21 protein-coding genes are annotated in these 22,538 nt (G+C 65.9%); 14 read left to right on the top strand and 7 right to left on the bottom strand.

What is annotated here, in order from left to right:
* Positions 1-1,020, bottom strand: a complete 1,020-nt coding sequence (locus tag ASB57_RS00355) for a tripartite tricarboxylate transporter substrate binding protein (protein WP_057649568.1) — start codon at positions 1,018-1,020, stop codon at positions 1-3.
* 175 nt (positions 1,021-1,195) lie between these two features.
* Here ASB57_RS00355 and ASB57_RS00360 point away from each other — a divergent pair, with 175 nt between their 5' ends.
* Together ASB57_RS00360 and ASB57_RS00365 are read left to right on the top strand one after the other, a co-directional pair.
* Positions 1,196-2,848, top strand: coding sequence for a rhodanese-like domain-containing protein (locus ASB57_RS00360; RefSeq protein ID WP_057649570.1), 1,653 nt, complete (start codon positions 1,196-1,198; stop codon positions 2,846-2,848).
* A gap of 174 nt (positions 2,849-3,022) precedes the next feature.
* The gene (locus tag ASB57_RS00365) at positions 3,023-3,319 is read left to right on the top strand and encodes a hypothetical protein (RefSeq protein ID WP_057649572.1); all 297 of its coding nucleotides are present in this window, start codon (positions 3,023-3,025) and stop codon (positions 3,317-3,319) included.
* 70 nt (positions 3,320-3,389) lie between these two features.
* Here ASB57_RS00365 and ASB57_RS00370 read toward each other — a convergent pair whose 3' ends face one another.
* On the bottom strand, positions 3,390-4,283 hold the full coding sequence (locus ASB57_RS00370) for a LysR family transcriptional regulator (protein WP_057649574.1): 894 nt from the start codon (positions 4,281-4,283) through the stop codon (positions 3,390-3,392).
* Between the two features lie 159 nt (positions 4,284-4,442).
* On the opposite strand from ASB57_RS00370, the gene ASB57_RS00375 reads away from it, so the two are divergent.
* Entirely contained in the window at positions 4,443-5,699 is a 1,257-nt protein-coding gene (locus ASB57_RS00375) for an alpha-hydroxy acid oxidase (RefSeq protein WP_057649576.1), read from the top strand.
* A 97-nt stretch (positions 5,700-5,796) separates the two neighbouring features.
* The gene (locus tag ASB57_RS00380) at positions 5,797-6,213 is read left to right on the top strand and encodes a DUF1090 domain-containing protein (protein WP_231755308.1); all 417 of its coding nucleotides are present in this window, start codon (positions 5,797-5,799) and stop codon (positions 6,211-6,213) included.
* 54 nt (positions 6,214-6,267) lie between these two features.
* Here ASB57_RS00380 and ASB57_RS00385 read toward each other — a convergent pair whose 3' ends face one another.
* A complete protein-coding gene (locus ASB57_RS00385) occupies positions 6,268-7,800 on the bottom strand; it encodes a PepSY domain-containing protein (RefSeq protein WP_057649578.1) in 1,533 nt (510 codons plus the stop codon).
* A gap of 150 nt (positions 7,801-7,950) precedes the next feature.
* On the bottom strand, positions 7,951-8,454 hold the full coding sequence (locus ASB57_RS00390) for a hypothetical protein (protein ID WP_057649579.1): 504 nt from the start codon (positions 8,452-8,454) through the stop codon (positions 7,951-7,953).
* Between the two features lie 222 nt (positions 8,455-8,676).
* On the opposite strand from ASB57_RS00390, the gene ASB57_RS00395 reads away from it, so the two are divergent.
* Complete coding sequence (locus ASB57_RS00395; RefSeq protein ID WP_057649581.1) at positions 8,677-9,045, top strand: response regulator transcription factor; 369 nt, start codon at positions 8,677-8,679, stop codon at positions 9,043-9,045.
* 54 nt (positions 9,046-9,099) lie between these two features.
* Here ASB57_RS00395 and ASB57_RS00400 read toward each other — a convergent pair whose 3' ends face one another.
* Positions 9,100-10,215 carry an MFS transporter gene (locus ASB57_RS00400; protein ID WP_057655814.1) on the bottom strand — a complete coding sequence of 372 codons (1,116 nt, stop codon included), beginning with the start codon at positions 10,213-10,215 and terminating at the stop codon, positions 9,100-9,102.
* Between the two features lie 255 nt (positions 10,216-10,470).
* Between ASB57_RS00400 and ASB57_RS00405 the strand changes: the two genes are divergently transcribed.
* The 9 genes from ASB57_RS00405 to ASB57_RS00445 all read left to right on the top strand — a co-directional run bounded on the left by ASB57_RS00405 (position 10,471) and on the right by ASB57_RS00445 (position 19,839).
* Positions 10,471-11,391: a LysR family transcriptional regulator gene (locus ASB57_RS00405; protein ID WP_057649583.1), complete on the top strand. Its 921-nt coding sequence runs from the start codon at positions 10,471-10,473 to the stop codon at positions 11,389-11,391.
* A 375-nt stretch (positions 11,392-11,766) separates the two neighbouring features.
* On the top strand, positions 11,767-12,891 hold the full coding sequence (locus tag ASB57_RS00410; protein WP_057649585.1) for an alanine--glyoxylate aminotransferase family protein: 1,125 nt from the start codon (positions 11,767-11,769) through the stop codon (positions 12,889-12,891).
* Positions 12,888-14,459, top strand: coding sequence for an ABC transporter substrate-binding protein (locus ASB57_RS00415; RefSeq protein ID WP_057649587.1), 1,572 nt, complete (start codon positions 12,888-12,890; stop codon positions 14,457-14,459). Before ASB57_RS00410 ends, ASB57_RS00415 begins: the two co-directional genes overlap by 4 nt.
* Positions 14,460-14,746: 287 nt before the next feature.
* Positions 14,747-15,241: a helix-turn-helix domain-containing protein gene (locus ASB57_RS00420; protein ID WP_231755309.1), complete on the top strand. Its 495-nt coding sequence runs from the start codon at positions 14,747-14,749 to the stop codon at positions 15,239-15,241.
* Complete coding sequence (locus ASB57_RS00425; RefSeq protein ID WP_057649591.1) at positions 15,238-15,852, top strand: PIN domain-containing protein; 615 nt, start codon at positions 15,238-15,240, stop codon at positions 15,850-15,852. The genes ASB57_RS00420 and ASB57_RS00425 overlap by 4 nt, the downstream gene beginning before the upstream one ends.
* A 138-nt stretch (positions 15,853-15,990) precedes the next feature.
* Positions 15,991-16,926: a TauD/TfdA family dioxygenase gene (locus tag ASB57_RS00430; RefSeq protein ID WP_057649592.1), complete on the top strand. Its 936-nt coding sequence runs from the start codon at positions 15,991-15,993 to the stop codon at positions 16,924-16,926.
* A 2-nt stretch (positions 16,927-16,928) separates the two neighbouring features.
* Positions 16,929-17,852, top strand: coding sequence for an ABC transporter permease (locus tag ASB57_RS00435; protein ID WP_082621274.1), 924 nt, complete (start codon positions 16,929-16,931; stop codon positions 17,850-17,852).
* Positions 17,842-18,582: an ABC transporter ATP-binding protein gene (locus ASB57_RS00440; protein ID WP_057649594.1), complete on the top strand. Its 741-nt coding sequence runs from the start codon at positions 17,842-17,844 to the stop codon at positions 18,580-18,582. Before ASB57_RS00435 ends, ASB57_RS00440 begins: the two co-directional genes overlap by 11 nt.
* A 27-nt stretch (positions 18,583-18,609) precedes the next feature.
* Positions 18,610-19,839, top strand: a complete 1,230-nt coding sequence (locus ASB57_RS00445; RefSeq protein WP_231755310.1) for a PhnD/SsuA/transferrin family substrate-binding protein — start codon at positions 18,610-18,612, stop codon at positions 19,837-19,839.
* A 69-nt stretch (positions 19,840-19,908) separates the two neighbouring features.
* Here ASB57_RS00445 and ASB57_RS00450 read toward each other — a convergent pair whose 3' ends face one another.
* Together ASB57_RS00450 and ASB57_RS00455 are read right to left on the bottom strand one after the other, a co-directional pair.
* Complete coding sequence (locus ASB57_RS00450; RefSeq protein WP_057649598.1) at positions 19,909-21,204, bottom strand: O-acetylhomoserine aminocarboxypropyltransferase/cysteine synthase family protein; 1,296 nt, start codon at positions 21,202-21,204, stop codon at positions 19,909-19,911.
* A gap of 56 nt (positions 21,205-21,260) precedes the next feature.
* Entirely contained in the window at positions 21,261-22,397 is a 1,137-nt protein-coding gene (locus ASB57_RS00455) for an aminotransferase class V-fold PLP-dependent enzyme (RefSeq protein WP_057649600.1), read from the bottom strand.
* Positions 22,398-22,538: the final 141 nt, after the last annotated feature.

Consider the following 22,538-nt stretch of genomic DNA (forward strand, 5'->3'; position numbering starts at 1 on the left):
TCAGGCCGTGCGGGCCGTGGGAATCTTGGCGGCTTCGATGACTTCGTTATTCACGGCGATTTCCGCGCGCAGCAGCTTCGTGGTCGCGGCGCCATCCAGGGGCAGGATCTCCACGCCCAAGGATTGCAGCTTGGTCTGTATGTCCGGATTGCGCGCCAGACCGAGAAATGTCTGTGTCAGTTTGTCGATGATGGGTGGCGGCGTATGGGCGGGCACCGCTGCCAGATAGAAGTTGGTGGCTTTCCAGTCCGGCATGCCGGCCGCGTCTATGGTGGGCACGCCAGGCAGGTCGGGGGCATGCGTTGCGCCGGAGTAGGCCAGCCCGCGCAAGGCGCCTGAACGGACGTATTGGGCGGCCAGCGGATCGAGAACCAGTTGCACACGGCCGGCGATGGCGTCGGTAAGGGCGGGCGCGGAACCGCGGTAAGGGACGTGAACGATATCGATGCCGGTCCTCAGGCGCAGATATTCGCCGGCGATGTGGCCGCCGGTGCCGGTACCCGCGGTACCGTAATTGATCTTGCCGGGGTTGGCCTTGGCATAGGCGATGAATTCCGCCAGGGATTGCACGGGAAGGCTGGGGTGGGTGGCGAAGACGAAGCGGATATGGCCCAGAAACCCCACGGGTACCAGGTCGGCCAAGGGGTCATAGGTGGCGCCGATGATCTGCGGCGCCGAGCTCAGGTTGCCGCTCGATGCATTGAGGATGGTGTAGCCGTCGGGCGCGGCCCGGACCACGTTGCCGGTGCCCATGGTGCCGCCGGCGCCGCCGATGTTCTCGACCACCACGTTTGTGCCCAAAGCATCGGCAAGGGGTTTGGAGATGACGCGCGCGACCAGGTCGTTGGTGCCGCCGGGCGGGTAGGGCGATACGTAGCGGATGGGGCGATCGGGATAGCCGCTGGCAGTGGCGGCGTTGGCGCCTTGGGGCTTGATGAAAAGAGGCGCGGCGGTGACGGCGGCGGTGGCCGCCAGAAAGCGTCGGCGCGCGGAGAAGTGCGGAGTGGGAAGCGAAGACATTCGCAAAATCGTAGGCGCAGGCGGCAATGCGCAAAACGAATGATTTGGCATAAGGTTAGATCGCCGCTCAGTTTGGAGCATATGCCTCTTAAACATATTCGTAGCGGATCTTTGGCGTGGGAGGGAGGGATGCCTATCATCGACGGGACCTGTTTTCTGTCCTTTGGAATCGCCCATGACTCGCACCACGCCGACCTCTCCCGCCTACGCTGTCCTGTCCGCCACGGAGCTGGTCGGCTTTCTGAGCAAGCCCGGCGAGCTTGCCGTGCTGGACGTTCGTCCGCATGGCGTCTATGCACGCGGGCACTTGCTGCTGTCGGCGTCCGCGCCCTACTGGAATCTTGGGCTGGAGATCGATCGTCTGGTGCCGCGCCGTGCGACCCAGGTCGTGCTCGTCGATGATGGCGATGGCGTGGCCGAGCGGGCCGCGCACACCTTGGCCGTACTGGGGTACACGAACGTGGCGCTGCTGCAAGGGGGTATTCCTGGCTGGGAGGCGGCGGGGCAGCAGCTGTTCAGCGGCACCAATGTCTTGAGCAAGGCCTTCGGGGAAGTGCTGGAGCACGAATTGGGCACGCCTGCCATCGATGCCACGGATCTCAAGGAAAGACTGCAGCGAGGCGACAATCTGGTGGTGGTCGACAGCCGCACCACCGAGGAGTTTGCTGACTTCAGCATCCCTGGGGCCTACAGCCTGCCCGGGGCGGAACTGGTTTATCGGATCGGCGAGGTGGCCAAGGATCCCGAGACGTTGGTGGTGGTCAATTGCGCCGGCCGCACGCGCAGCATCGTCGGCGCCCAGACCTTGATCAATGCGAAGATTCCCAATCGGGTGGTGTCCTTGCGGGATGGCACGATGGCGTGGTTGTTGAACGGCGATACGCTGGACCACGGCAAGATCCGGCCGGCGCCCGTGCCGACGGGCAGCACGTTGGCCGCCGCGAGGGAGCGCGCCGAGGACATGGCCGCGCGCGCCGGCGTGAATCGCCTCGACGAGGCCGGCCTGCAGCAGTTGTTGTCCCAGTCGGCGACGCAGACGGTGTATCGCTTCGACATTCGTGATCGACAGGAGTATCTGGCTGGCCATCTGCCGGGCTGGCGATGGGCGCCCGGCGGCCAGCTGGTGCAGGCCACGGATGAATACGCCGCGGTGCGGGGGGCGCATCTGGTGCTGGCGGACTGGGATGGCGTGCGTGCCTTGAGCACGGCGGCCTGGCTGGCGCAGTTGGGCGGCTTCCAGGTGCATGTCTACCCCGTGGCCTTACAGCCTGGCGCCGCGTTGGAAACCGGCGCGGAGCGCGTTCAGGTGTTGCGTGCGCATGTCGAGGATGCGCCGGCGGTGGCGCCGACCGAGCTGGCGGCGTGGGTGGAGCAGGGCGACGTCGCGGTCTTCGATATCGAGAACAGCGTGGCGTATGCGCGCAAGCATATTGCGGGTGCGCGCTTTGTCGGCGCGCATGCGCTGGAGAAATCGCTGGCCGCGCAGGATGGTCATGCGCGGGTGGTGTTGACGTCCGCCGATGGCGTGCTGGCCAACAGCGTCGCGCAGGAGTTGCGTGCGCAGGGCCGTGCGGTGTACGTGCTGCGCGGCGGCAACCAGTCCTGGTTCGCCGCCGGCCTGCCAACCGCGACGGGTCGCGACGGCATCGAGACGGGCGAGGAAGACACCTGGTATGGCCCGTACGTCTACCGCGACCTGGCCGAACGCGATGCCAAGTTCCAGGCCTACCTGGATTGGGAAATAGGCCTGGTCGCGCAACTCGAGCGCGAACCGCACGTCGGGATCAATCTGAAGGGATCCGTGCGCGCGGAACCGCACGCTGCTTGAACGTCGCGCCGCGTCCCTCACGCAGGGACACGGTGCGCGAGTTACCAGAAAAAAGGGAACCCGGACGCGGCTGCCGTGAACTCAGAGGAGTTTCTTGTCGTCGTTGCGCCGTCGTGACGGCGGTGAGCGGCTGCCAGTCGCATGTCCTGGACTGTTATTTCTGGAGATATTCCGATGACAAATATCAACTCAGTGTCACGTGATTACAGCGCCACCCGCAACTTCCTGGATGACACACGGCCCTTGGACACCGAGCGCGGTTTCCTGGACATGGATAGCACCGCGCACGCCATGATCGATCAAGCGAATCTGGGCAACGACAATACGTCGATCTATGGCATCACCTTCCCTGCACCGGCGTACCAGCGGTACCGGTCGAAAACGGCCTCTGGCTCCGCCCAGGCTCCCGCCCCTGCGCCCCCGACCCTGGGGGCGGAAATACACATCCCTACGTCCGGCAATCGCGCCTGAGCCTACCCGCCGGTTCAAAGCAAACGCACCGCTTCAAAGCAACGCACCGCTTCGAAGCAAACGCACCGCTTCATAGCAAACGCACCGCCGTCGTGAAATCCACCGTTCGGCGCGCCAGGGCATACATGGCGTCGATCAGCGGACGCGTATCGTCATCCCTGTGGCTGTAGGCATAAGGCAGCGCCGCCAAAGCCGGCCGCGCACGCAGGATGCGTAGCGCGCCCCGCTGCGACAGAGCGGCCGCCCAGCTGACCGGCAGGAAGCCGATGCCCATGCCCTCCAGCAGCAATCCCGCCACCGCGCCCCAGCTGTTGCAGGTCAAGGGCTGCGCGGTGGCGACACGGCTGGCGACCAGCCAATCGTCCAGGATGCGCGTGGTGCCCGCCTCGCGCGGCAAGGTGATCAAAGGATGCCGTTGCAGCAAATCGGGCGTGATGCGCTCTGCGTCGCCCGCCAAGGCCGGCGCCGCACACCAGGTGTAGCGGGCCGCACCCAGCGGACGGATGGAGGGCGTGGCCGGGTCAGCCGCGATTACCGCGAAATCCAGCGATCCATTCTGGACGCGCCGGCGTAACTCTCCACCGACGTCCACATAGGGTTCCATCCGCAGCCGAGGGTAGCGTTTGCGGGCGGCCGCCACCAGTTTGGGCAACCACGTAAGCGCCGTCAGCTCCCCCACGCCGAACCGGCACACGCCTTCGATCTCCGCCGGCTGCGCCATGGACGCACGCAGCTCCTGCGCCTGCCGCAACAAGGCCTGGGCGCGCGGTAGCAGTTTCTCGCCCGCCGGTGTCAGACGGGCCCGCTGGGAACGCCGGTCGAACAAGGGCTGGTCCAGGCCGGCCTCCAGTTCGCTGATCCGTTTGGACAGCGACGAGACGGACAGATGCAGGCGTTCAGCGGCGATCGCGAAGCTGGCGCAGGTGGCGGCCCAGTAGAAGGCTTCCAGTTGTTTGAGCGTCATAGGGAGGACAGCGGCTGAGGGATAGCGGGAGGTTGGCTAATATTATTTCGATAAAAGCGAAACTACAGGTTTTAAATTATTCACTTTTTTTCGCTCCCGGGGGAGGTCTAAGCTTGGGCGCTTCCCGATCTTCCGTCCTTTTTCGTATCCTGGTCCGTCATGTCCACGTCCCCCGCTGCGTCCACGCCTGCCCGCGCTGCCTACGCGCCGCTGACCTCCTTGCCGCGCCGTCTGCGCCCCTTGCTATGCCTGGATGATTTCGAAACGGCAGCCCGGCGCTACCTGCCGCGGCCGCTGTTCGGCTATATCGTCGGCGCGGCGGAGACCAACCGGTCGTACCGGGACAACCGCCTGCAATACGACGACTACCGCTTCCGGCCCCAGGTCATGGTCGATGTCAGCGCGCGCAGCACCGGCATTTCCCTGTTCGGCCAGGACTACCGATCACCGTTCGGCATCGCGCCGGTGGGGATCAGCGCGATCTCCGCTTATCGTGGCGACATCGTGCTGGCCCAGGCCGCGCAGGCGGCCGGCGTGCCGGCGATCATGAGCGGCACGTCGCTGATCCGCATGGAAGAAGTGCGCGAGGCGGCGCCCGGCACCTGGTTCCAGGCCTATCTGCCCGGCGACACCTCACGCATCGAAGGCCTGATCGCCCGCGTCGAAGCTGCCGGCTTCGAAACCCTGGTGCTGACGGTGGACCTGCCCGTGTGGGCGAACCGGGAAAACAACGTCCGCACCGGCTTTTCCATGCCCTTGCGGCCCAGCCTGCGCCTGGCTTGGGATGGCATGATCCGGCCGCACTGGCTGCTGGGCACTTTCGCGCGCACGTTGCTGCGCCACGGCATGCCGCATTTCGAGAATTCTTTCGCGACTCGCGGCGCGCCCATGCTGTCGCTGAGCGCCTTGCGCGACACCACCGGCCGGGAACACCTGAACTGGGAACATATCCGTGCCATCCGTAAACAGTGGCGCGGCAACCTGGTGATCAAGGGCCTGCTCCATGAAGGCGATGCCCTGAAAGCTCTGGATTGCGGGGCGGACGGCATCATCGTGTCCAACCACGGCGGTCGCCAGCTGGACGGCGCGGTGGCGCCGCTGCGCGCCTTGCCGCGCATTGTCGACGCCGTCGGCAGCCGCATGACGGTGATGATGGACGGCGGCGTGCGGCGTGGCGGCGATGTGCTCAAGGCCCTGGCCCTGGGCGCCGCCTGCGTGTTCGTGGGCCGGCCCTTCATGTACGCCGCGGCCGTGGGCGGCCGTGCCGGCGTGGATCACGCCTTGGGGCTGCTGCGCGATGAGGTCTCGCGCAATCTGGCGATGCTGGGCCTGAACAGCATCGATGAACTGGGACCCGACACCTTGTTCCGGCAGTGGTCGATGCCGCAGGACGATGCGGGTGTGCCAGCACGCTGACGGCGTTGCCTGGGTCGCGATGAGCGGCTATGCTCGGACCACCCATATCGCGTGGGAAGCTCCCGTAGCGTACGGGGTCAACGATAAGAGGCTTACCGTGCTGAAACGCTCGACCCGTAATACCGTTGCCATCCTGGCCCTGCTGGCCGGCTCGGCCTGGCTGCCCGCTCAGGCTGCCGACCTTCAGCCCCAACCCGCGGAACGCCTGCGCGGCTGCGCCGGTAAGAAGCAGGAGATCGAACGCGAACTGCGCTTCGCCCAGGAAAGCGGCAACAAGGCCCGTGTGAAGGGCTTGCAGGAAGCGCTGGCGGGCGCCAACCAGTGCACCGACGCCGGCCTGCAGCGGGAACGCGAGGGCAAGGTGCGCGATGCCCAGGCCAAGGTCAAGGAACGCGAAGACGAACTGGCCGAAAAGCAGGCCAAGGGCAAGAAGAAGGACATCGCCAAGGCCCAGCACAAGCTCGACGACGCCCGCGCCGACCTGAGTGCAGCGCAGGCCGAGGTCTATCGCTGATCAGGCGCGAGCGCCGGCGCCGGCTTTTACACTGGCGCGCGGCGCTCCCGCGCTTCAAGCGCGCGCAGGCGTGGCAGTGCGCTGCAAGCCCCGCGCTGCTAAGCGCCAGCGCAGGATATCGACCAGCAGGAACACGACCAGGCTGACGCCCAGGGCCGGCAAGGCCCAGCCCACGGCGGCGGCCAGCGCGGCCACGCCGCCACGGGCGCCGTAGCCCAGGCGCGTCCAGGCCTGCGTCACGGTCAGCACCGGCGCGCCCGGCGCGGGCCGGCGGCGCCACCACATCGCATAACCCAGCACCACCATGGCCGACAGCGCGATGCCGAACAGGGCCATCAACAACTGGTTGACCCAGCCGAACAGGATGCCCATATGGGTGTCGATCCCCCAACGGATGAGCTTGGCGATCAGGGGGACGGTGGCGAAATCGGCGCGACTGACGATGGACAGGTCACGCCCGTCGATGGCGATGGCGTCCACCTGCGTGGGCCAGGCGCGGTCGGTCTCGCGCACGGTCCAGGCCTGGTCCGGCTTGCGCGGCGGGCGGATCTCGATCTCGGTGGCATCGATGCCCGCCTGCCGGGCGGTGCGTTCGATGGCATCGAAGCGCGTGGCATGGTTGTCGATCGGAAGCGGAAGCGCCGCCTGTGAGCCCCTCGCGGGGGGCGCGCCGGCGTCAGGGCTCGCGGCCATATTCATGGCAGCGCCCATCGACGGCATGGCATGGCCTTCGTGGCCTTCATGCCCAGCATGGGCATCGGGGGCGGCAGGCAAGGCCTGAGGCCCCAGCTTGGTCCCCAGCGACGGCGAAACCCAGCCCAGCTTGGCACGCGCGACATCGATATTGCCGCCCGCCCAGCGCGACCATGTCAGGCCGGTAGCGGACAGAAAGAACAGCCCGATGGCGATCCACAGGCCGATGACGCTATGCCAGCGGCGCAGGCGCGCACGCGTACCGGTGCCGGCCCGGCCCGCCAAACGTTCGCGGCGGCTGGCCTGCCACCACAGAATGATGCCGCCCAATGCGGCGAACCACAGCCATGACGCGGCCAGTTCGCTGTAGTTGCGGCCCAGCTCTCCCAGCATCAGGTCGCGGTGGAGAAAGTCCAGGGTCGTGCGAAACGGCAAGGTCCCGCTGGTGCCATAGACGTTCACGTCGCCCTTGACGGCCAGGGTGACCGGGTCCACGAAGATGGCACGTTGCTGCGCGGTGGCCTGCAGGCGCGGCTCGCTGAACATGATGCGGCTGGTCATGCCGGCCCGCGGCGCGGGGCGCACGGCAAACAGCTTGTCGTCGGGACCGACCACGGCCTGGGCCGCGGCGATCTGCTCCGTCAGCGAGTGGGCGGGGCCGCTGGCGTCGCTATAGAGCGCGTCGGCATAGATGCGGCTTTCGATCTGGGGCGTCACCACGAACAAGGTGCCGGTGATGGCCGCGACCAGGATGAAGGGGCCGACGAACAAGCCTACGTAGAAATGCAGGCGGGTGAGCAGGGCGATGAAGGCGCCCGCCGTGGACGGTTGGTGACGAGCGGCTGTCGGCCCGCCACCGGGCGCCGTGGCGGCGCCGGAGGAAACTTGAGACATGGTTTGCACCTGTTCCGAAGACGTACGGGGAAGCGATCCCTGGCGCGGACGGGGTGATGCCGCAAGACGTGGACACGGCCGGCGCAGGGACGCGGGGCGTGGCGCAGGCGCTGGGCGAGCGGGCCAGGAAACGACGTTGGTCTGGGAGATTCAGGCGACGGGCGGGGCGCGCGGACCCAGTGGCGGGCCGACGGCGGGGAGAGGCGGCAGGCTTGCCGGTATCTCGTGTGGAATGTCAGCGCCGCGCGGCGTGGTGAGCACGAGCTCGGCCATGATCGGCGGCAGATGCAGCGCGACGTGCGCGGCCGCCCAGAAAGGGCATTCGGTGCCGGCGGAATGATCGCCGGAATGAGACATGGGCGTCGCCGGGTCGGCCGCTTCCCGCATCCCCGGCATGTCGTGCATCCCGGGCATATCGGCCATGGCGGACGCGTGCGCCATGCTCATGCCGCCGTGTTGCGGGGCGAGCTCCATGCCGGACATGGCGCCACCGGCGCTGCACAGGCTCATGCGGAACATGCCCTCGCGCAAGGCGGCGGGATCCGGCATATAGCCCACGGGGATCAGCGCCCGCAAGATCACGGCCAGCAGCAACAGGCACGGCAAGGCGTGCATGGGGCGTGATGAGCGGGAGCGGAAGGTCCAGGTGGCCATGGCAGGCATTCTAAGGCAGCCGCCGCCCAGGGCATCAGCAGCCCGCACTCATAAAGACAGAACGTTTATGGCTAAGCGGCATCCAACCCCGATGCCGTGGTACAGAAACAACCCTGGGCACGAGGCTTGCTACCGCCGCCGCTCGGCCGGGTCGTCCCGGGGTAGCGGTACACGCCGGTCACGAATTAGCATAGCGGTCGCGCAAGGCGCGATGGAGTAGATATGGCAAAGATTATGGTGGTCGACGATGAGGCCGCCCTTGCAAGAATCGTAAGGGATGCCCTCGTCAATGAGGGGCATAACGTTTATATGGAAACGGACGGTTTGGCGGCGTTGTCGCGCATGGTCGAACTGAAACCGGACCTGGTGGTGTCGGATGTCATGATGCCGGGCATGGGCGGCGCGTCGCTGTTGACCGCCATGCGCGACAACGCCTATCTGCACGAAGTACCGTGCATCGTCATGAGCGGACTGGCGGAGGACGCGGTATCGGTTGCCTGCGGTGGCAACTATTCAGCGTTCCTGGCCAAGCCTTTCGACCTGCGCGATCTGGTCGCGGCGGTAGAGCAGGCGCTGCAGGGCGTTGCGTGAGGCAAATGCGTTTGGGGCAAAGGCGCCTGAGCCAACGGCGCCTGGGGCAAAGCCTTACTCGCTGGCGGTGAAACCATGGCGCCGGGTACATAGCAGGGTGATATACGTCGCCGCCAACAACACCAGCAAGGCAGGCGTGAAGGCCGCCACGCCTGCGTGTTCGATGAGCACGCCGCCGATCACGCCCCCGCCCGCGATGGCCAGATTCCAGGTGGTAACCAGCATGGACTGCGCCACGTCGGCCGCGGCGCCGGCGGTCTTGGCCAGGGCCGTCTGGAACAAGGACGCCGCGCCGCCGAAGCTCAAGCCCCATACCGCGGTGGCCAGGTAGATGGCCGCGGCGTGATTGCCCGCCATGCCAAGCCAAAGCGCCGCGACGGCAAACAATAGCGTGCACACCAGGGACAGGCGGCGCAGATGGCGGTCGATCAAAACGCCCGTGATCCAGATGCCCGCCAAGGACGCGATCCCGAAATCCAGCAACACCAGGTCGGTGCGTTGACCCATGCCCGCTGCGGCCAGATAAGGCGCGATGTAGGTGTAGAGAATGTTGTGGGCCAGTACGTAGGTCAGCACGACGAAGAGCATCGGCCGGATGCCCGGCATGGTGAATACCTTCGCCAGCGAGAGCCGTTGGCCGCGCGCCTGGCCGGGGAAATCCGGCACCCTTACCCGAACCAGCACCATCAAGGCCAGGGCCAGCAGGCTCATGATGCCGAAGCACACGCGCCATCCCAACCACGTCCCCAGCCAGGTACCTGCCGGCACGCCCAGGGACAGCGCCAGGGGCGTACCCACCATGGCGATGGCAATGGCGCGGCCTTGCAGATGGCCGGGCACCATGCGGGCGGCATAGCCGGCCAGCAGGGCCCACAGCAAGCCGGCGGCGACGCCCGCGACGAAGCGCGCCACCAGGATCAGCGGATAGCTGGCCGATAGCGTCGTCACGGTGTTGGCGATGACGAAGCCCGCGATCGCGGCGAGCAAGACGGGGCGGCGGCGCATTCCCTGCGTGGCGGCGGTCAAGGGGATGGCCGTCAGCAGCGAGCCCAAGGCATAGACCGTGACCAGTTGGCCGACCAGGGCTTCGGATATGCTCAGGCCGGCGCCCATCTGCGGCAGCAGGCCGGCGGGCAGGGCTTCGGTGAGGATGGTGATGAAGGCGGCCATGGCCAGCGCGAGCAAGGCGGGCAGGGGCAGGGTGGTGGTTGCGGTTGGCGCGATGCGCGGTTGGTCGAGGCCGGGTGCGGGCAGGGCGCAATCCCCGCTGGGCTGGGGCAAGGCAGTCAAGGCAAATCCTTAAGCTTGATGAAACGTGCCGACAGCTTAGGAATGCCTGGATTAAAGAAAAAGAGGGGTACAGTTCCAATTTCTGCGGATGTTTATGTCCGTAATCGAATTTCCTCGCCAGGGAGCAGGGTAGGGATGGACAGCCTGAATGGTTTCACCGTGTTCGTGCAGGTCGCGGAGACGCGCAGCTTCGTGGCGGCCGGGCGGCTGCTGGGCGTATCGGCATCGGCGGTGGGCAAGAGCGTGGCGCGGCTGGAGGATCGAATGGGCGTGCGCCTGTTTCATCGCAGCACGCGCAGCATCACGCTGACGGCCGAGGGGGCGCTGTTCCTGGAGCGCAGCCGGCGCATCCTGTCCGAGATCGAGGCGGCGGAGCTGGAGTTGTCGCAGGCCACCGGCGCGCCGCGCGGGCGTTTGCGGGTCAGTCTGCCCTTGGTCAGCTCGCTGGTGCTGCCGGTGCTGGGCGAGTTCATGGAGGCCTATCCGGATATCGAGCTGGACCTGGATTTCAGCGATCGGCTGGTGGATGTGATCGAAGAAGGATTCGACGCCGTGGTCAGGACCGGGGCGCCCGTGGACTCACGATTGACGGCGCGGCGGCTGGGGACGTTCACGCGCCTGCTGGTGGCGTCGCCGGCTTATCTGGCGCGGCGCGGAACGCCGCGGCGGCCGGCTGATCTGCTGGATCATGCGTGTCTGCATTATCGGTATTCGAATAGCGGCAAGCTGGAGCCCTGGCCTTTGCGACGGGCGCCGGGCGCGCCGGAACTGCCGTTGCCGGTCAGCATGATCTGCAACAACATCGAGACGCGGCTGTGTTTCGCGCTGCAGGGGCGGGGGATAGCCTGCCTGCCGGATTTCTCGGTGCATGCCTTGCTGGACGCGGGCCACTTGCGGACGGTTCTTGACGATCACGTCGAATGGACCGGCGAGTTCAATGTCCTGTGGCCGTCCAGCAAACACGCGTCCCCCAAAGTCCGCGCCCTCGTCGACTTCCTCACCGCCCGCGTCTTCCCCTACAAACGCGACCAGTCCTGCCTGCTGGCTCCGGTGTAGTCGGGCCACGCGCGGTTAGGCCCGCCTTGCGGGGTCGGCCCGGCTACGCCCCGGGCGGCCAGACCCGGCGGCTTCCCGGCGGCTCTCTTCTCTTCCTTCACACAGCAGTGGTCGGTCCGTCAGGACCGACCACTCATCCCCCGCGTGCGCGGGAAAACCCCGATCTGACTTCCCGTTGCCCGCACGCATCTGGCACCGCTAGAATATTTCCATAAGATATAGTGATATCGAATAACAATACCTAGGTTCAACAAAACACACCCCTAGGGGAGACAAATGCGCGACTCAAGGCCCACCCCCACACCCCCAACCGCCCCCCCGCAACTCCTCCACACACCCGGCCCCACCTACGTCCCCGACGCCGTCCGCGAAGCCATGTCCCGCCCCAGCATGGACCTGTCCGACGCTCGCCTGGAAACCCTGGTCCGCGATTGCGAAACCGGGCTGGCCGCGCTGCTGGGCACGGCCAACGCCGATATCCTGATGTACGCCGCCAACGGCCACGGCGCCTGGGAAGCCGCCATCGTCAACCTGCTCGCACCAGGCAGCGAGGTGTTGGTGGCCGGCAGCGGCTTCTTCGCCGAAGCCTGGGCGCTGCACGTGGAAGCCCTGGGCGGCACGGCACGCCGTACGCCAGTGCGCCCCGGCCGCGCCCTGGATCCGCAAGCCATCGAGGATGCACTCCGCGCCGACCACCAGCGCCGCATCGTCGCGGTCTTCGCCGTGCACACCGACACCGCCAGCGGCGCCACCAGCGACATCGCCGCGGTGCGCCAGGCCATCGACACCAGCGGCCATCCCGCCTTGCTGGTCGCCGACGTCATCGCGTCCTTGGGCGCCACGCCTTTCCGCATGGACGATTGGGGCGTCAACGTGGCCATCGGCGGTTCGCAGAAGGCCCTGATGCTGCCGCCGGGGCTGTCGTTCACCGCGGTCGACGAACGCGCCATGGCGATCGCGCGCGCCAACCCGGTGCCGCGCTCCTACTGGGACTGGGACAAACGCAAGAGCCCGTTGCTGTATCGCAAGTTCTGCGGCACGCCCCCGCAAGGCTTGCTGCATGGCTTGGGCGCCGCGCTGGCCTTGATTCGGGCGGAAGGCCTGCCACAAGTGCTGGCCCGCCATCGTCAGGTGGCGTTGATGGTGCACGCCGCGGTGGAGTGCTGGGCGCAAGCCGGGCAGATGTCCTTGCACGTCACCGAGCCCGCGGAACGTTCATCGTCAGTGACCACCATCGCGGTGGCGGAAGGCGTGCCGGTCGAAGCGATGCGTGCTCACGCCCGCGAACGTCATTACACCGCGGTGGCGGGCGGACTGGGGCCCTATGCCGGCCGCATGTTCCGCATCGGCCATCTGGGCGCCGTGCATCCAGGGATGATCCTTGGCGCGCTCGGCGCGGTGGAAGCGGCCCTGCGCGACACCGGCATCGACATCGGCGACGGCGCCCTGGCCGCCGCCGTGCGCGTGCCCACATTCCAAGAAAAAGGACCCGCACGATGAGACTGCATACGTTGATCGCCGCCACCTTGGCGGCCCAAGTCCTGGCCTGGACGACGCCCACGCTGGCGGCCCAGCCTTCCACGGCGGCAACGACGGCGAAAGTGGTGCTGCATGCCCCGTTGCGCGTGCTTGACCCCGTACTGACCAATGCGTACATCACGCGCAATCACGGCTACCTGATCTACGACACGCTGTTCGCACTGGATGCACAGGCGCGGCCTCAACCGCAGATGGTGGACAGCTGGACCGTCTCGGACGACAAGCTGACCTGGACTTTCAAGCTCCGCGCGGGCCTCAAGTTCCACGACGGTGCGCCGGTGCATGGCGCCGACGTGGTCGCATCCCTCAAGCGCTGGGCCACGCGCGACGCCATGGGCACGCGCCTGATGGCGGCCACGCAGACGCTGGACAGCCCGGCCGCCGACACCTTCCGCTTCGTGCTCAAGCATCCTTACGGCCTGGTGCTGGAAACCTTGGGCAAGCCCGGTGTGCCGGTGCCGTTCATCATGCCGGCGCGCATTGCCGCGACACCGGCGACGACGGCCATCACGGAATACGTGGGGTCGGGTCCCTATCGTTTCGACACGGCGTCTTTCCAGCCCGGCGTGAAGGCGGTCTACCTGAAGAACGCCGATTATGTGGCGCGCGCCGAGCCGGCCGATAATTTCGCGGGTGGCAAGGTGGCCATGTTCGATCGCCTGGAAGTGATCAACATGCCCGACGCGCAGACGGCGGTGAACGCGTTACGCCAGGGCGAGATCGACTTCATCGAGAACGTCGCGCCGGACCTGATGCCCCAGCTCGACGGCGCGCGCGGTGTGACGGTGCAGGGCTATGGCGACAACACGAATATGTACATGCTGCGCATGAACTGGAAGCAGCCGCCGTTCGACAAGGTGAAGGTGCGCCGTGCGGTACTCGCCGCGCTGTATCAGGTCGACTACCTGGAAGCATCGCTGGGGGATCCGCGTTTCTACCAGCTGTGCGGCGCCATGTTGAGCTGCATCTCGGCGTATCGCACCGAAGTGGGCGCGACGCAGACCAGGCCGGCTGACCTGGCGCATGCGCGCGCCTTGTTGAAAGAGGCGGGCTACAAGGGCGAGAAAGTGGTGGTCTTGCATCCCACCGACGTGCGCAGCCTGGTCAATCTGGCGCCGGTGACGGCGCAGGCCTTGCGGGATATCGGCATGAACGTGGAAGTGCAGAATCTCGACTGGGCCACGTTGCTCGCCCGGCGCAGCAAGGACGCGCCCCTGGATCAAGGCGGCTGGAGCATCTTTCATTCGAGCCTGGCCGCGATGGATCTGATCAACCCGATCGTCAATCCCATCCTGGATGACAGCTACCCTGGCTGGGCCAAGGATGACCAGATGAACAAGCTGCGCGACGACTTCGCGCTGGCGTCGGGGCTGGACGAACAGAAGCGGGTGGCGGAAGCGCTGCAACAGCGCGGCTACGACCAGGTGACCTTCGTGCCCTTGGGCGGTTATTCGGAGTTCAAGGCCTACGACGCGAAGTTCGCCGGGATGGTGAAGGCGCCGGTGGTTTTGTTCTGGAAGGGGCAGTAGGGGGCGTCTCTCTCACCCGCGTGGGGCTGAGAAGGGCCTTAAGTTGCTCTAATTTCACCAGAAGTCGCTATTTCAACGACCGTTGAAATAGCCCGATCTACTGAAAAACCGCGCTGGGTGAGCGTGCACCGTAACAATGGCAATAGGACGCCTAGGGGCAAGTCGGCCGGCTCAGGCCGCTCCCGCGCCCCCCTCCGCGCGCCGTACTTGCTTTAGATCGCGTTGCTTGATGACAATTGTCGGTTTCGTATATTTCGACAATTTCGAGTTTCAGTTATCATTGGCTCATGACCACCAAGCCCGTATCCTCCGCCTCGCGCAAAAAAAATAGCGCGGCCCTCAGTCGCACGCCAGCGATACAGCCGCCGCGTGCCCGCGTCATGCCTATGCTAGAGCTGTCCTTTGACGTCGGCCCCGTCGTATCGGTCGTTCGGCGCCATGTAAAGCTCAGCAAGCAGGCGGATGAGGCAATCAGAAGCGAGTTAGCCGACATGTTGAACCATGCAGTCGTGCAACTCCGGCTCACAGAGTACGCGGCTGAGACCAGCGAAGATGATCCAGTGCTGACCACCGAAAAAGCGGCGCAACTTGCGGGGGTCAGCCGGCCCTACATGGTCAAGCTGATCGACTCAGGCGTGGTTCAACTTCACCAAAAAGTTGGCAATCAGCGTCGTGTTTTGCGCAGCGCCATCATCCGCTGGCAAGCTGCCGAGCGTAAGCGGCAGGCAAGCGCGCTCAAGCGCCTGGCCAAAGACCTGGACCAGGAAATCTTTTCATCGTGAGCATTCCCGTCGTGGCTGATGCCGATACGCTATTCGCGGCCACGACACGCGCGCTGCTGATCTACCTTGACTATGAAGGGCTTATCAAGCTGCACTGGTCACCGTTGATCCTCGATGAGGTCTCCTGGGCGCTAACCGAAACCGGACGCAAGCGAACACTTGAAGAAGCTCGGGCTAGCGTTACGCGCATGTCCGACGCCTTGCCCAATGCGATGGTGTCCAAGAAAGACGTACATGCGCAGTTCCATTCAGTCGTCGGGGCTGTTCGGTCCGCCAAAGATACGCATGTTGCGGCTTGCGCCCATTGCTTGGTAGCCGCTGAAGCCTATCCCGGGAGTCCAGTGGTCGCGCTGGTCTCACGCAACACTAAAGATTTCAAGAAAGCTGCGCTCGCCCAACTGGGCATCGCTCTGCACAGCCCGGACAATTTCTTGGATGAGTTGACCGCAGCGCGCCCGAACGGAGTCGCAGCGGCATTCCGCCGATTCCGCTTGGATCTGGCTTCCTCACCCACACCGAAAGTGTTACTCGAACGTTTGGATCGCGACGGGCTGGCGATGGCCGCTGCGCGTCTACTGCAACTACACCAGGCGAAGTCGGCCACGCTATAGATGCCGCAGCCGTCACCAACCCGGTATTGCATGGAATCATGCCCATATGCCGGATTAGTAAATGGGCACGATGTCGTTGGTGACAGCGCCGTGACGCCCGCATGATGGAGTTCTCCCCCCGTCACTGCGAGGTTAGGCATGAGTGCTGTACTGAACCGTATCGAAGTACTCCCCCAATCCGGCTGGACCGGCGCCGAGATCCAAGGCGTTGACCTGCGCCACCCGCTGCCCGAAGAGCACGTCGAGGCCATCCGCGCTGCGCTGAACAAGTGGAAGGTGGTGTACTTCCGCGACCAGTTTCTCACGCACGCGCAGCAGATCGCGTTCGGCAAGCAGTTCGGCGACGTGACACCGGGCCACCCGTACGAAGGCGATGCCGCGCCGAAGGGCCATCCCGAAATCCACACCGTGTCGCCGCAGGCCTACAACCAGCGCTACGGCAAGAGCTACACGCGCAAGCAAGGCGCCAACGGCCCCGGCTGGCATGCCGACGTCACGCCGCTGATCAATCCACCGTCATATTCCATCCTGCGTGCCGAAGTGGTGCCGCCCTTTAGCGGCGACACGCAGTTCACCAATGTCGCCGCAGCCTACCAGGGACTCTCGGAACCTATCCGCCGCCTGATCGACGGTCTGCGCGCGGAACATCGCTTCGGCTCCAACTACAACGCGGAACGCAGTGACGAGCGCATCGGCGAATGGGTGCGTAACAAGCCGCTGGCCTCGGTCCATCCCGTAGTGCGGGTCCATCCCCTGACCGGCGAGCGGGTGATCTACGTCAATCCCAGTTTCACCAAGCACATCGTCGGCGTGTCGCCACGCGAATCGCGTTATCTGCTGGATCTTCTGTTCGACCAGATCCAGCAGCCGGAATACACCGATCGCTTCCGCTGGAAGCCGGGCAGCGTGGCCTTCTGGGACAACCGCGCTGTCCTGCACCTGGCGCCGCGCGACTTCGAGCACCTGGACTTCGAACGAGTGCTCCATCGCATCACCCTGGTCGGTGAAGTGCCGGTGGGCGTGGACGGCAAGCCTTCGGAGTCCATCTCCGGCGATCCTTTCCTGGCGGCGTAAACATGGCGGCCGTCATCACCGCCGCTGCCGACGCAGGCCGGCTCAAATCCGGCGGTGTGGCGCCGCCGGGCGCTAACCGGCCGGTCGAGCGCGACGTTGTTCACGCCGCGCCCGTAGCCTTGGTGGATCCACGCACGCAGGCTCCCCGGGCAGCGGATGCAAGCCGGGTGCCGCGCGTGCTGCAACGCCTGCTCGGCCCGCTCGTGCTGATCGCCGTCTGGCAGGCACTGACGACCTTCGAAGTCTTCGACCCCCGCACGACGCCGGCGCCGCTCACGGTCCTGCGGACGGCGGCTGAACTGGCCAGCAGTGGCGCGCTGGCCGAGAATCTCGCGGCGTCCCTGTTGCTGGTGATCAAGGGCCTGACCCTGGGCATCGCCATCGGGCTGGCGGCGGCGCTGTCTTCCGGGCTTTCGCGTGCCGGCGAGAACATCGTCGACGCCAATATGGAGATCCTGCGCGCGGTGCCGAATTTCGCGCTGCTGCCGATATTGATCGCCTGGTTCGGCATCGACGATCTTTCCAAAGTGCTCCTGATCACCCTGCACGTGGCCGTGTGCATCTACATCAACACGTACAGTGCGATACGCAGCGTGGACAGCACGCTGATCGAAGCCGCCCGCTGCCTGGGTGTCAAGCGTGCCGAGTTGATCGGCGCGGTTATCTTGCCCGGCGCCTTGCCGGGTTTCCTGGTGGGCCTGCGGCTGGCACTTACTGGCGCATGGCTGTCCCTTATCTTCGCCGAGACCATCAACGCGCCGGTTGGCCTGGGCCGCATGATGAGCGACGCAAGGGAATATTTCCGCGTCGACGTCATTTTCGTGCTGCTGGCTATCTACGCGCTGCTGGGACTGCTGTCACTGGCGGTGGTCCGTTTCCTAGAGTCGCGCCTGCTGGCGTGGCGCCGGTCCTACGATGGCGGCTGACCCTCTGCTGCACACGGCGAGCGACGCCAGTTCGCCGGTGGTTTCCCTGCGCCGGCTGACCAAGGCCTTCGGCGACCATGCGGTCTTGCGCGACTTGTCGCTGGATATCGGCCCCGCCGAGTTCGTCGCCCTGCTCGGGCGCAGCGGCTCCGGCAAGAGCACCTTGCTGCGCGTGCTGGGCGCTTTGGATGGCGACGTCACCGGCGACATCCTGGTGCCCAGCCAACGCGCGATCGTGTTCCAGGAAGCGCGCCTGTTCCCTTGGCATCGGGTGCTGCGCAATGTGCTGATGGGTCTGCCGCGCAGCCCGGAGTTCCGCGAGCGGGCCTTGTCCGCGTTGCAGGAAGTGGGCCTGTCGCATCGGCTGCGGGCCTGGCCGCGCACGCTGTCGGGTGGCGAGGCGCAACGCGTCGCGCTGGCGCGCGCCCTGGTGCGCGCGCCGCAACTGCTGTTGCTGGATGAGCCCTTCGGCGCGCTGGACGCGCTGACGCGCTTGCGCATGCACGGGCTGCTGCGCGACCTGTACGCGCGTCACCGTCCTGCCGTCCTGTTGGTGACACACGACGTGGATGAAGCGCTGCAGCTGGCGGATCGTGTGCTGGTCTTGCACGAAGGGCGCATTGCCCTGGATGCCCGTGTCGACCTGCCCGTGCATCAGCGCCATACCGATCCCCGCTTTCCCGTGTTGCGGGCCCGCTTGCTGAGCGAGCTGGGCGTCGCACAGGACTGAGTTTTGTATTTTCCCTGGAGTCGTTCAATGTCAGGTTGGTCCCCATCCGTGTTGTCCTCAAGTGCGGCGAACTATGTGCCGACGCATGCGTTGGCGCGCGCCTTGGCTTGCGGGTTGGCCATTTTCACCATGGCTTGGGCACAGGCTTGTGTGGCGGCGGGTGGCACAGCGGAAGGCGCGGCGAATGGCACGACAAGCGCGCCGGCGGCGGGCGGCACCGCGTCCGCTGACGACGCGGGACTTGCCCAGCGGCTCGCCGCGGCGGTGCCCAAAGGCACGCGCCTGGTCATCGCGGAACAGTCGGGCGAAGCGTCGGCGGCGTGGAAGCTGTCCGGCCTGGGGCAGGACGCGCCTTATCAAGCCACGTTCGCCACCTTCAATGGCGGCCCGGCGGTGCTCGAAGCCTTGGTTTCCGGCGCGGTGGATGTCGGCTATATCGGCGAGGCGCCGATTCCCATCGCGGTGGGCGCCGGCGTGAAGGACCTGGTGGCCATTGCCATTACCGCGAATCCCGGCAGTCCCGCGAACACGTATCTGGTCGTCCAGCCCAATAGTCCTGTGCAGAAGGTGGAAGACCTGCGGGGCAAGAAGGTCGCCTATCCGGCGGGCACGGGCCGCCACATGATCCTGGCCGGCATTCTGCATGGGCACGGGATGGATCTGCGCAAGGATGTACAGGGCGTGCAGGTGCCGGGCTCGGAAGTCGCGCCGACGTTCTCGTCGCGCGCCGTGGATGCCGCCATCGTGCTGGGGCATCAGTATTTTCGGCTGGGGTCGCCGCCGATACTCGCCAACGGCTCGGGCCACAACTGGGGCTTGAACCCCATCGTCGCGCGCAGGTCCGCACTGGCCGACCCCGCCAAGGCCGCTGCCATCGCCGACTTCGTGCGCCGCGCCGTGGCGATCTACAACTGGCAGGCCACGCATGCGGACGCCTGGATCCAGGCCAGCTACGTCAAGCTGCAGGGCCTGACACCGGCGCAGGGCAGGATATTGCTCGACGAGGAAGGTGTCGGCGCCTATTACCCCATCGACGGCCGCTTGACCGAGGTATTCCAGGAGATATCCGACGGCCTGGTGGAAACCGGCGCCTTGAGCCGCAAGATCGACATCGCCCCGTACGTGGACGGCCGCTACAACGACATCATCGCCGCCCAGAACCGCCTCGACGGCGTGAAGCTGCGCCCCTTGGTCAACGACCGCAACGTAGACGATGGCTCACAACGGCCAGACAGCAAGCCTTTCGTGCTTAAGTGAAGCCAGGGCTTGGTACGTAGCGGGTCTGGCGCCCGCTACGTACATCACATTTCAGCCCGAACAGGAGCCTCAGACCTTGCTCAGCGCCTGATCCAGGTCCGCCAGCAGATCGTCGATGTGCTCGATGCCGATCGACAGTCGGACCGTTTCCTCGCGGACGCCGGCTTTTTCCAGTTCGGCGGGATTGAGCTGGCGATGCGTGGTGGACGCGGGGTGGGTGGCCAGCGACTTGGCGTCGCCGATGTTGACCAGGCGCGTGAACAGCTGCAGCGCATCCTGGAACGCCGCGCCGGCCTTCAGGCCACCCTTCACGCCGAACGTGAACAGGCCGGGCGCGCGGCCCTTCAGGTACTTCTGCACCAGTGCATGCTCGGGATGATCCTCGAAGCCGGCATAGTTGACCCAGTCGACCTTGGAATGGCCACGCAGGAACGTGGCCGCCTTCTGGGCATTCTCGACGATGCGGTCGACCCGCAAGGCGACGGTCTCGATCCCTTGCAGGATCTGGAAGGCATTGAAGGGCGAGATTGCCGCGCCGGTATTGCGCAGCGGCACCACCCGTGCCCGCCCGATGAAGGCGGCAGGGCCGAAGGCCTCCGTGTACACCACGCCGTGATAGCTGACGTCAGGCTCGTTCAGACGCTTGAAGCGCGCCTTGTGCTGGTCCCACGGGAACTTGCCGCTGTCGATGATGGCGCCCCCCAGGCTGGTGCCATGGCCGCCCAGATACTTGGTCAAGGACTGCACGACGATGTCGGCACCATGCTCGATGGGGCGCAACAGATACGGCGACGGCACGGTGTTGTCGACGATCAGCGGCACGCCATGACGGTGGGCCAGCGCCGCCAGCGCGGCGATGTCCGTGACATTGCCCAGCGGATTGCCGACCGACTCGATGAACACGGCCTTGGTGCGCTCGTCGATCAAGCCTTCGAACGCCGAGACATCGCGCGGGTCGGCAAAACGCGTCTGGATGCCATATTGCGGCAAGGTGTGCGCGAACAGGTTATAGGTGCCGCCGTAGAGCGTGCTGGCCGACACGATGTTGTCGCCCGCTTCCGCCAGGGTCAGGATGGAATACGTCACGGCCGCCTGCCCGGACGCCAGCGCCAGGGCGGCAATGCCGCCTTCCAGCGCAGCCACGCGCTGTTCCAGCACGTCCTGCGTGGGATTCATGATGCGCGAGTAGATGTTGCCCGGCACCTTCAGGTCGAACAGGTCGGCGCCATGCTGAGTGTCATCGAAGGCAAATGCCACGGTCTGGTAGATCGGCACCGCGACGGCGCGCGTGGTGGGATCGGGGCTATAGCCGCCATGCACCGCCAGGGTTTCGAATTTCCAGCTGGGAGTCTTGGTGTCAGTCATCGAGTTTGTCTCCAGAAAGCGAAGGGCGCGGCAACAGCGCGGCGCCGCGGGAAGGTTCAGCGCAGCGCAGCCGCCGCGCGCAGAATATTTTCGATATCGCTACTGTCGTTGTAAGCGCCGATCGACAGCCGCAAGTAGCCATATTCCACCACCGTCGCCACGATGCCGGCGGCGGCCAGGCGCGCCAACGCGGCTTGCGGATCCGGCAGCCGCAACACGCGCGTCGTACTGGCCGCGGGACCGGCAAGCGGCGATACCACGTCCAACCCCAGGTCACGCAGGCCGTCGCCCAACCGCGTCGCCAGGTCCAGGACGTAAGGCTCGATGCGCGCCGGTTCGGCAGACTCGATCAACTGTACTGCCGCCGCCCAGCCGGCGACTCCAGGAAAATTCAGGTTGCCCGTTTCCAGGCGGCGGGCGTCGCCAGCGTCGCTGACGGCGATCTCCCACTGGCCGCCCGCCTTGTTCAAGGTCGTCACGCCGTTCGGCCCGACGTGCGCCGGCGTCAAGGCCTCGAGCAAGCGCGGCGACACGTGCAGCAGCCCGATGCCCAGAGGCCCCAACAACCCTTTGTGCGCGCCGGCCGCGAAAGCATCGACATGCCAGGCGTCGACCTGGGCGCGCAGCAGGCCGGCCGCCTGGATACCATCCACCACCAGCCAAACGCCCTGCGCCTTGCAGCGGCGGCCCAACTCGGCGATGTCCACGCGCAGGCCAGTGCTGTACTGCACCCAGGACACGGCGATCAAACGCGTGCGCGTATCGACGCGGCTCCACAAGTCTTCCACGTCGAAGTAGTGCTCGCGGGCCGGCGCCACGCGCACTTCGACACCCTGACGGCGCAGGTTCAGCCAGGGCAAGGCATTGGTGGGATGCTCCTGGTCGTCGACCACGACGTTGTCGCCGGCCTCCCAGCGCAATCCCTGGGCGACGATATTGATGCCCTCGGTGGTGTTCTTGGTGAATGCCAGGCGACGTCCTTCGCCCCCGATCAACCCCGCCAGCCGACCGCGCAGCACGTCGGCATCCGCCAACCATTGCGGCTTGTCGCTACGGGCATAGGTGATGTCGTCGAGGAAGCCGGACACCGCGCGCGTCACGACGGGCGCGACCGGACTGGTGTAGGCAATGTTGGCGTAAGTCTTTTCCCGCAGGATGGGGAAATGATCGCGAAATTCCGGCTGCCAGCTCATGCGCCGCCTCTCTTGTGGATGTGGTTCGGCACCGACGCCGTCTTCAAGGAATGGTCCGCCAGCGGCGAACAGAAGCTGATTCTAGGTGCCGGTTCACCCCGCCGATAAATGCCATTTGTTCATTTATAAATACAAACACAG

Source organism: Bordetella sp. N (assembly GCF_001433395.1).
GTDB lineage: Bacteria > Pseudomonadota > Gammaproteobacteria > Burkholderiales > Burkholderiaceae_B > Bordetella_C.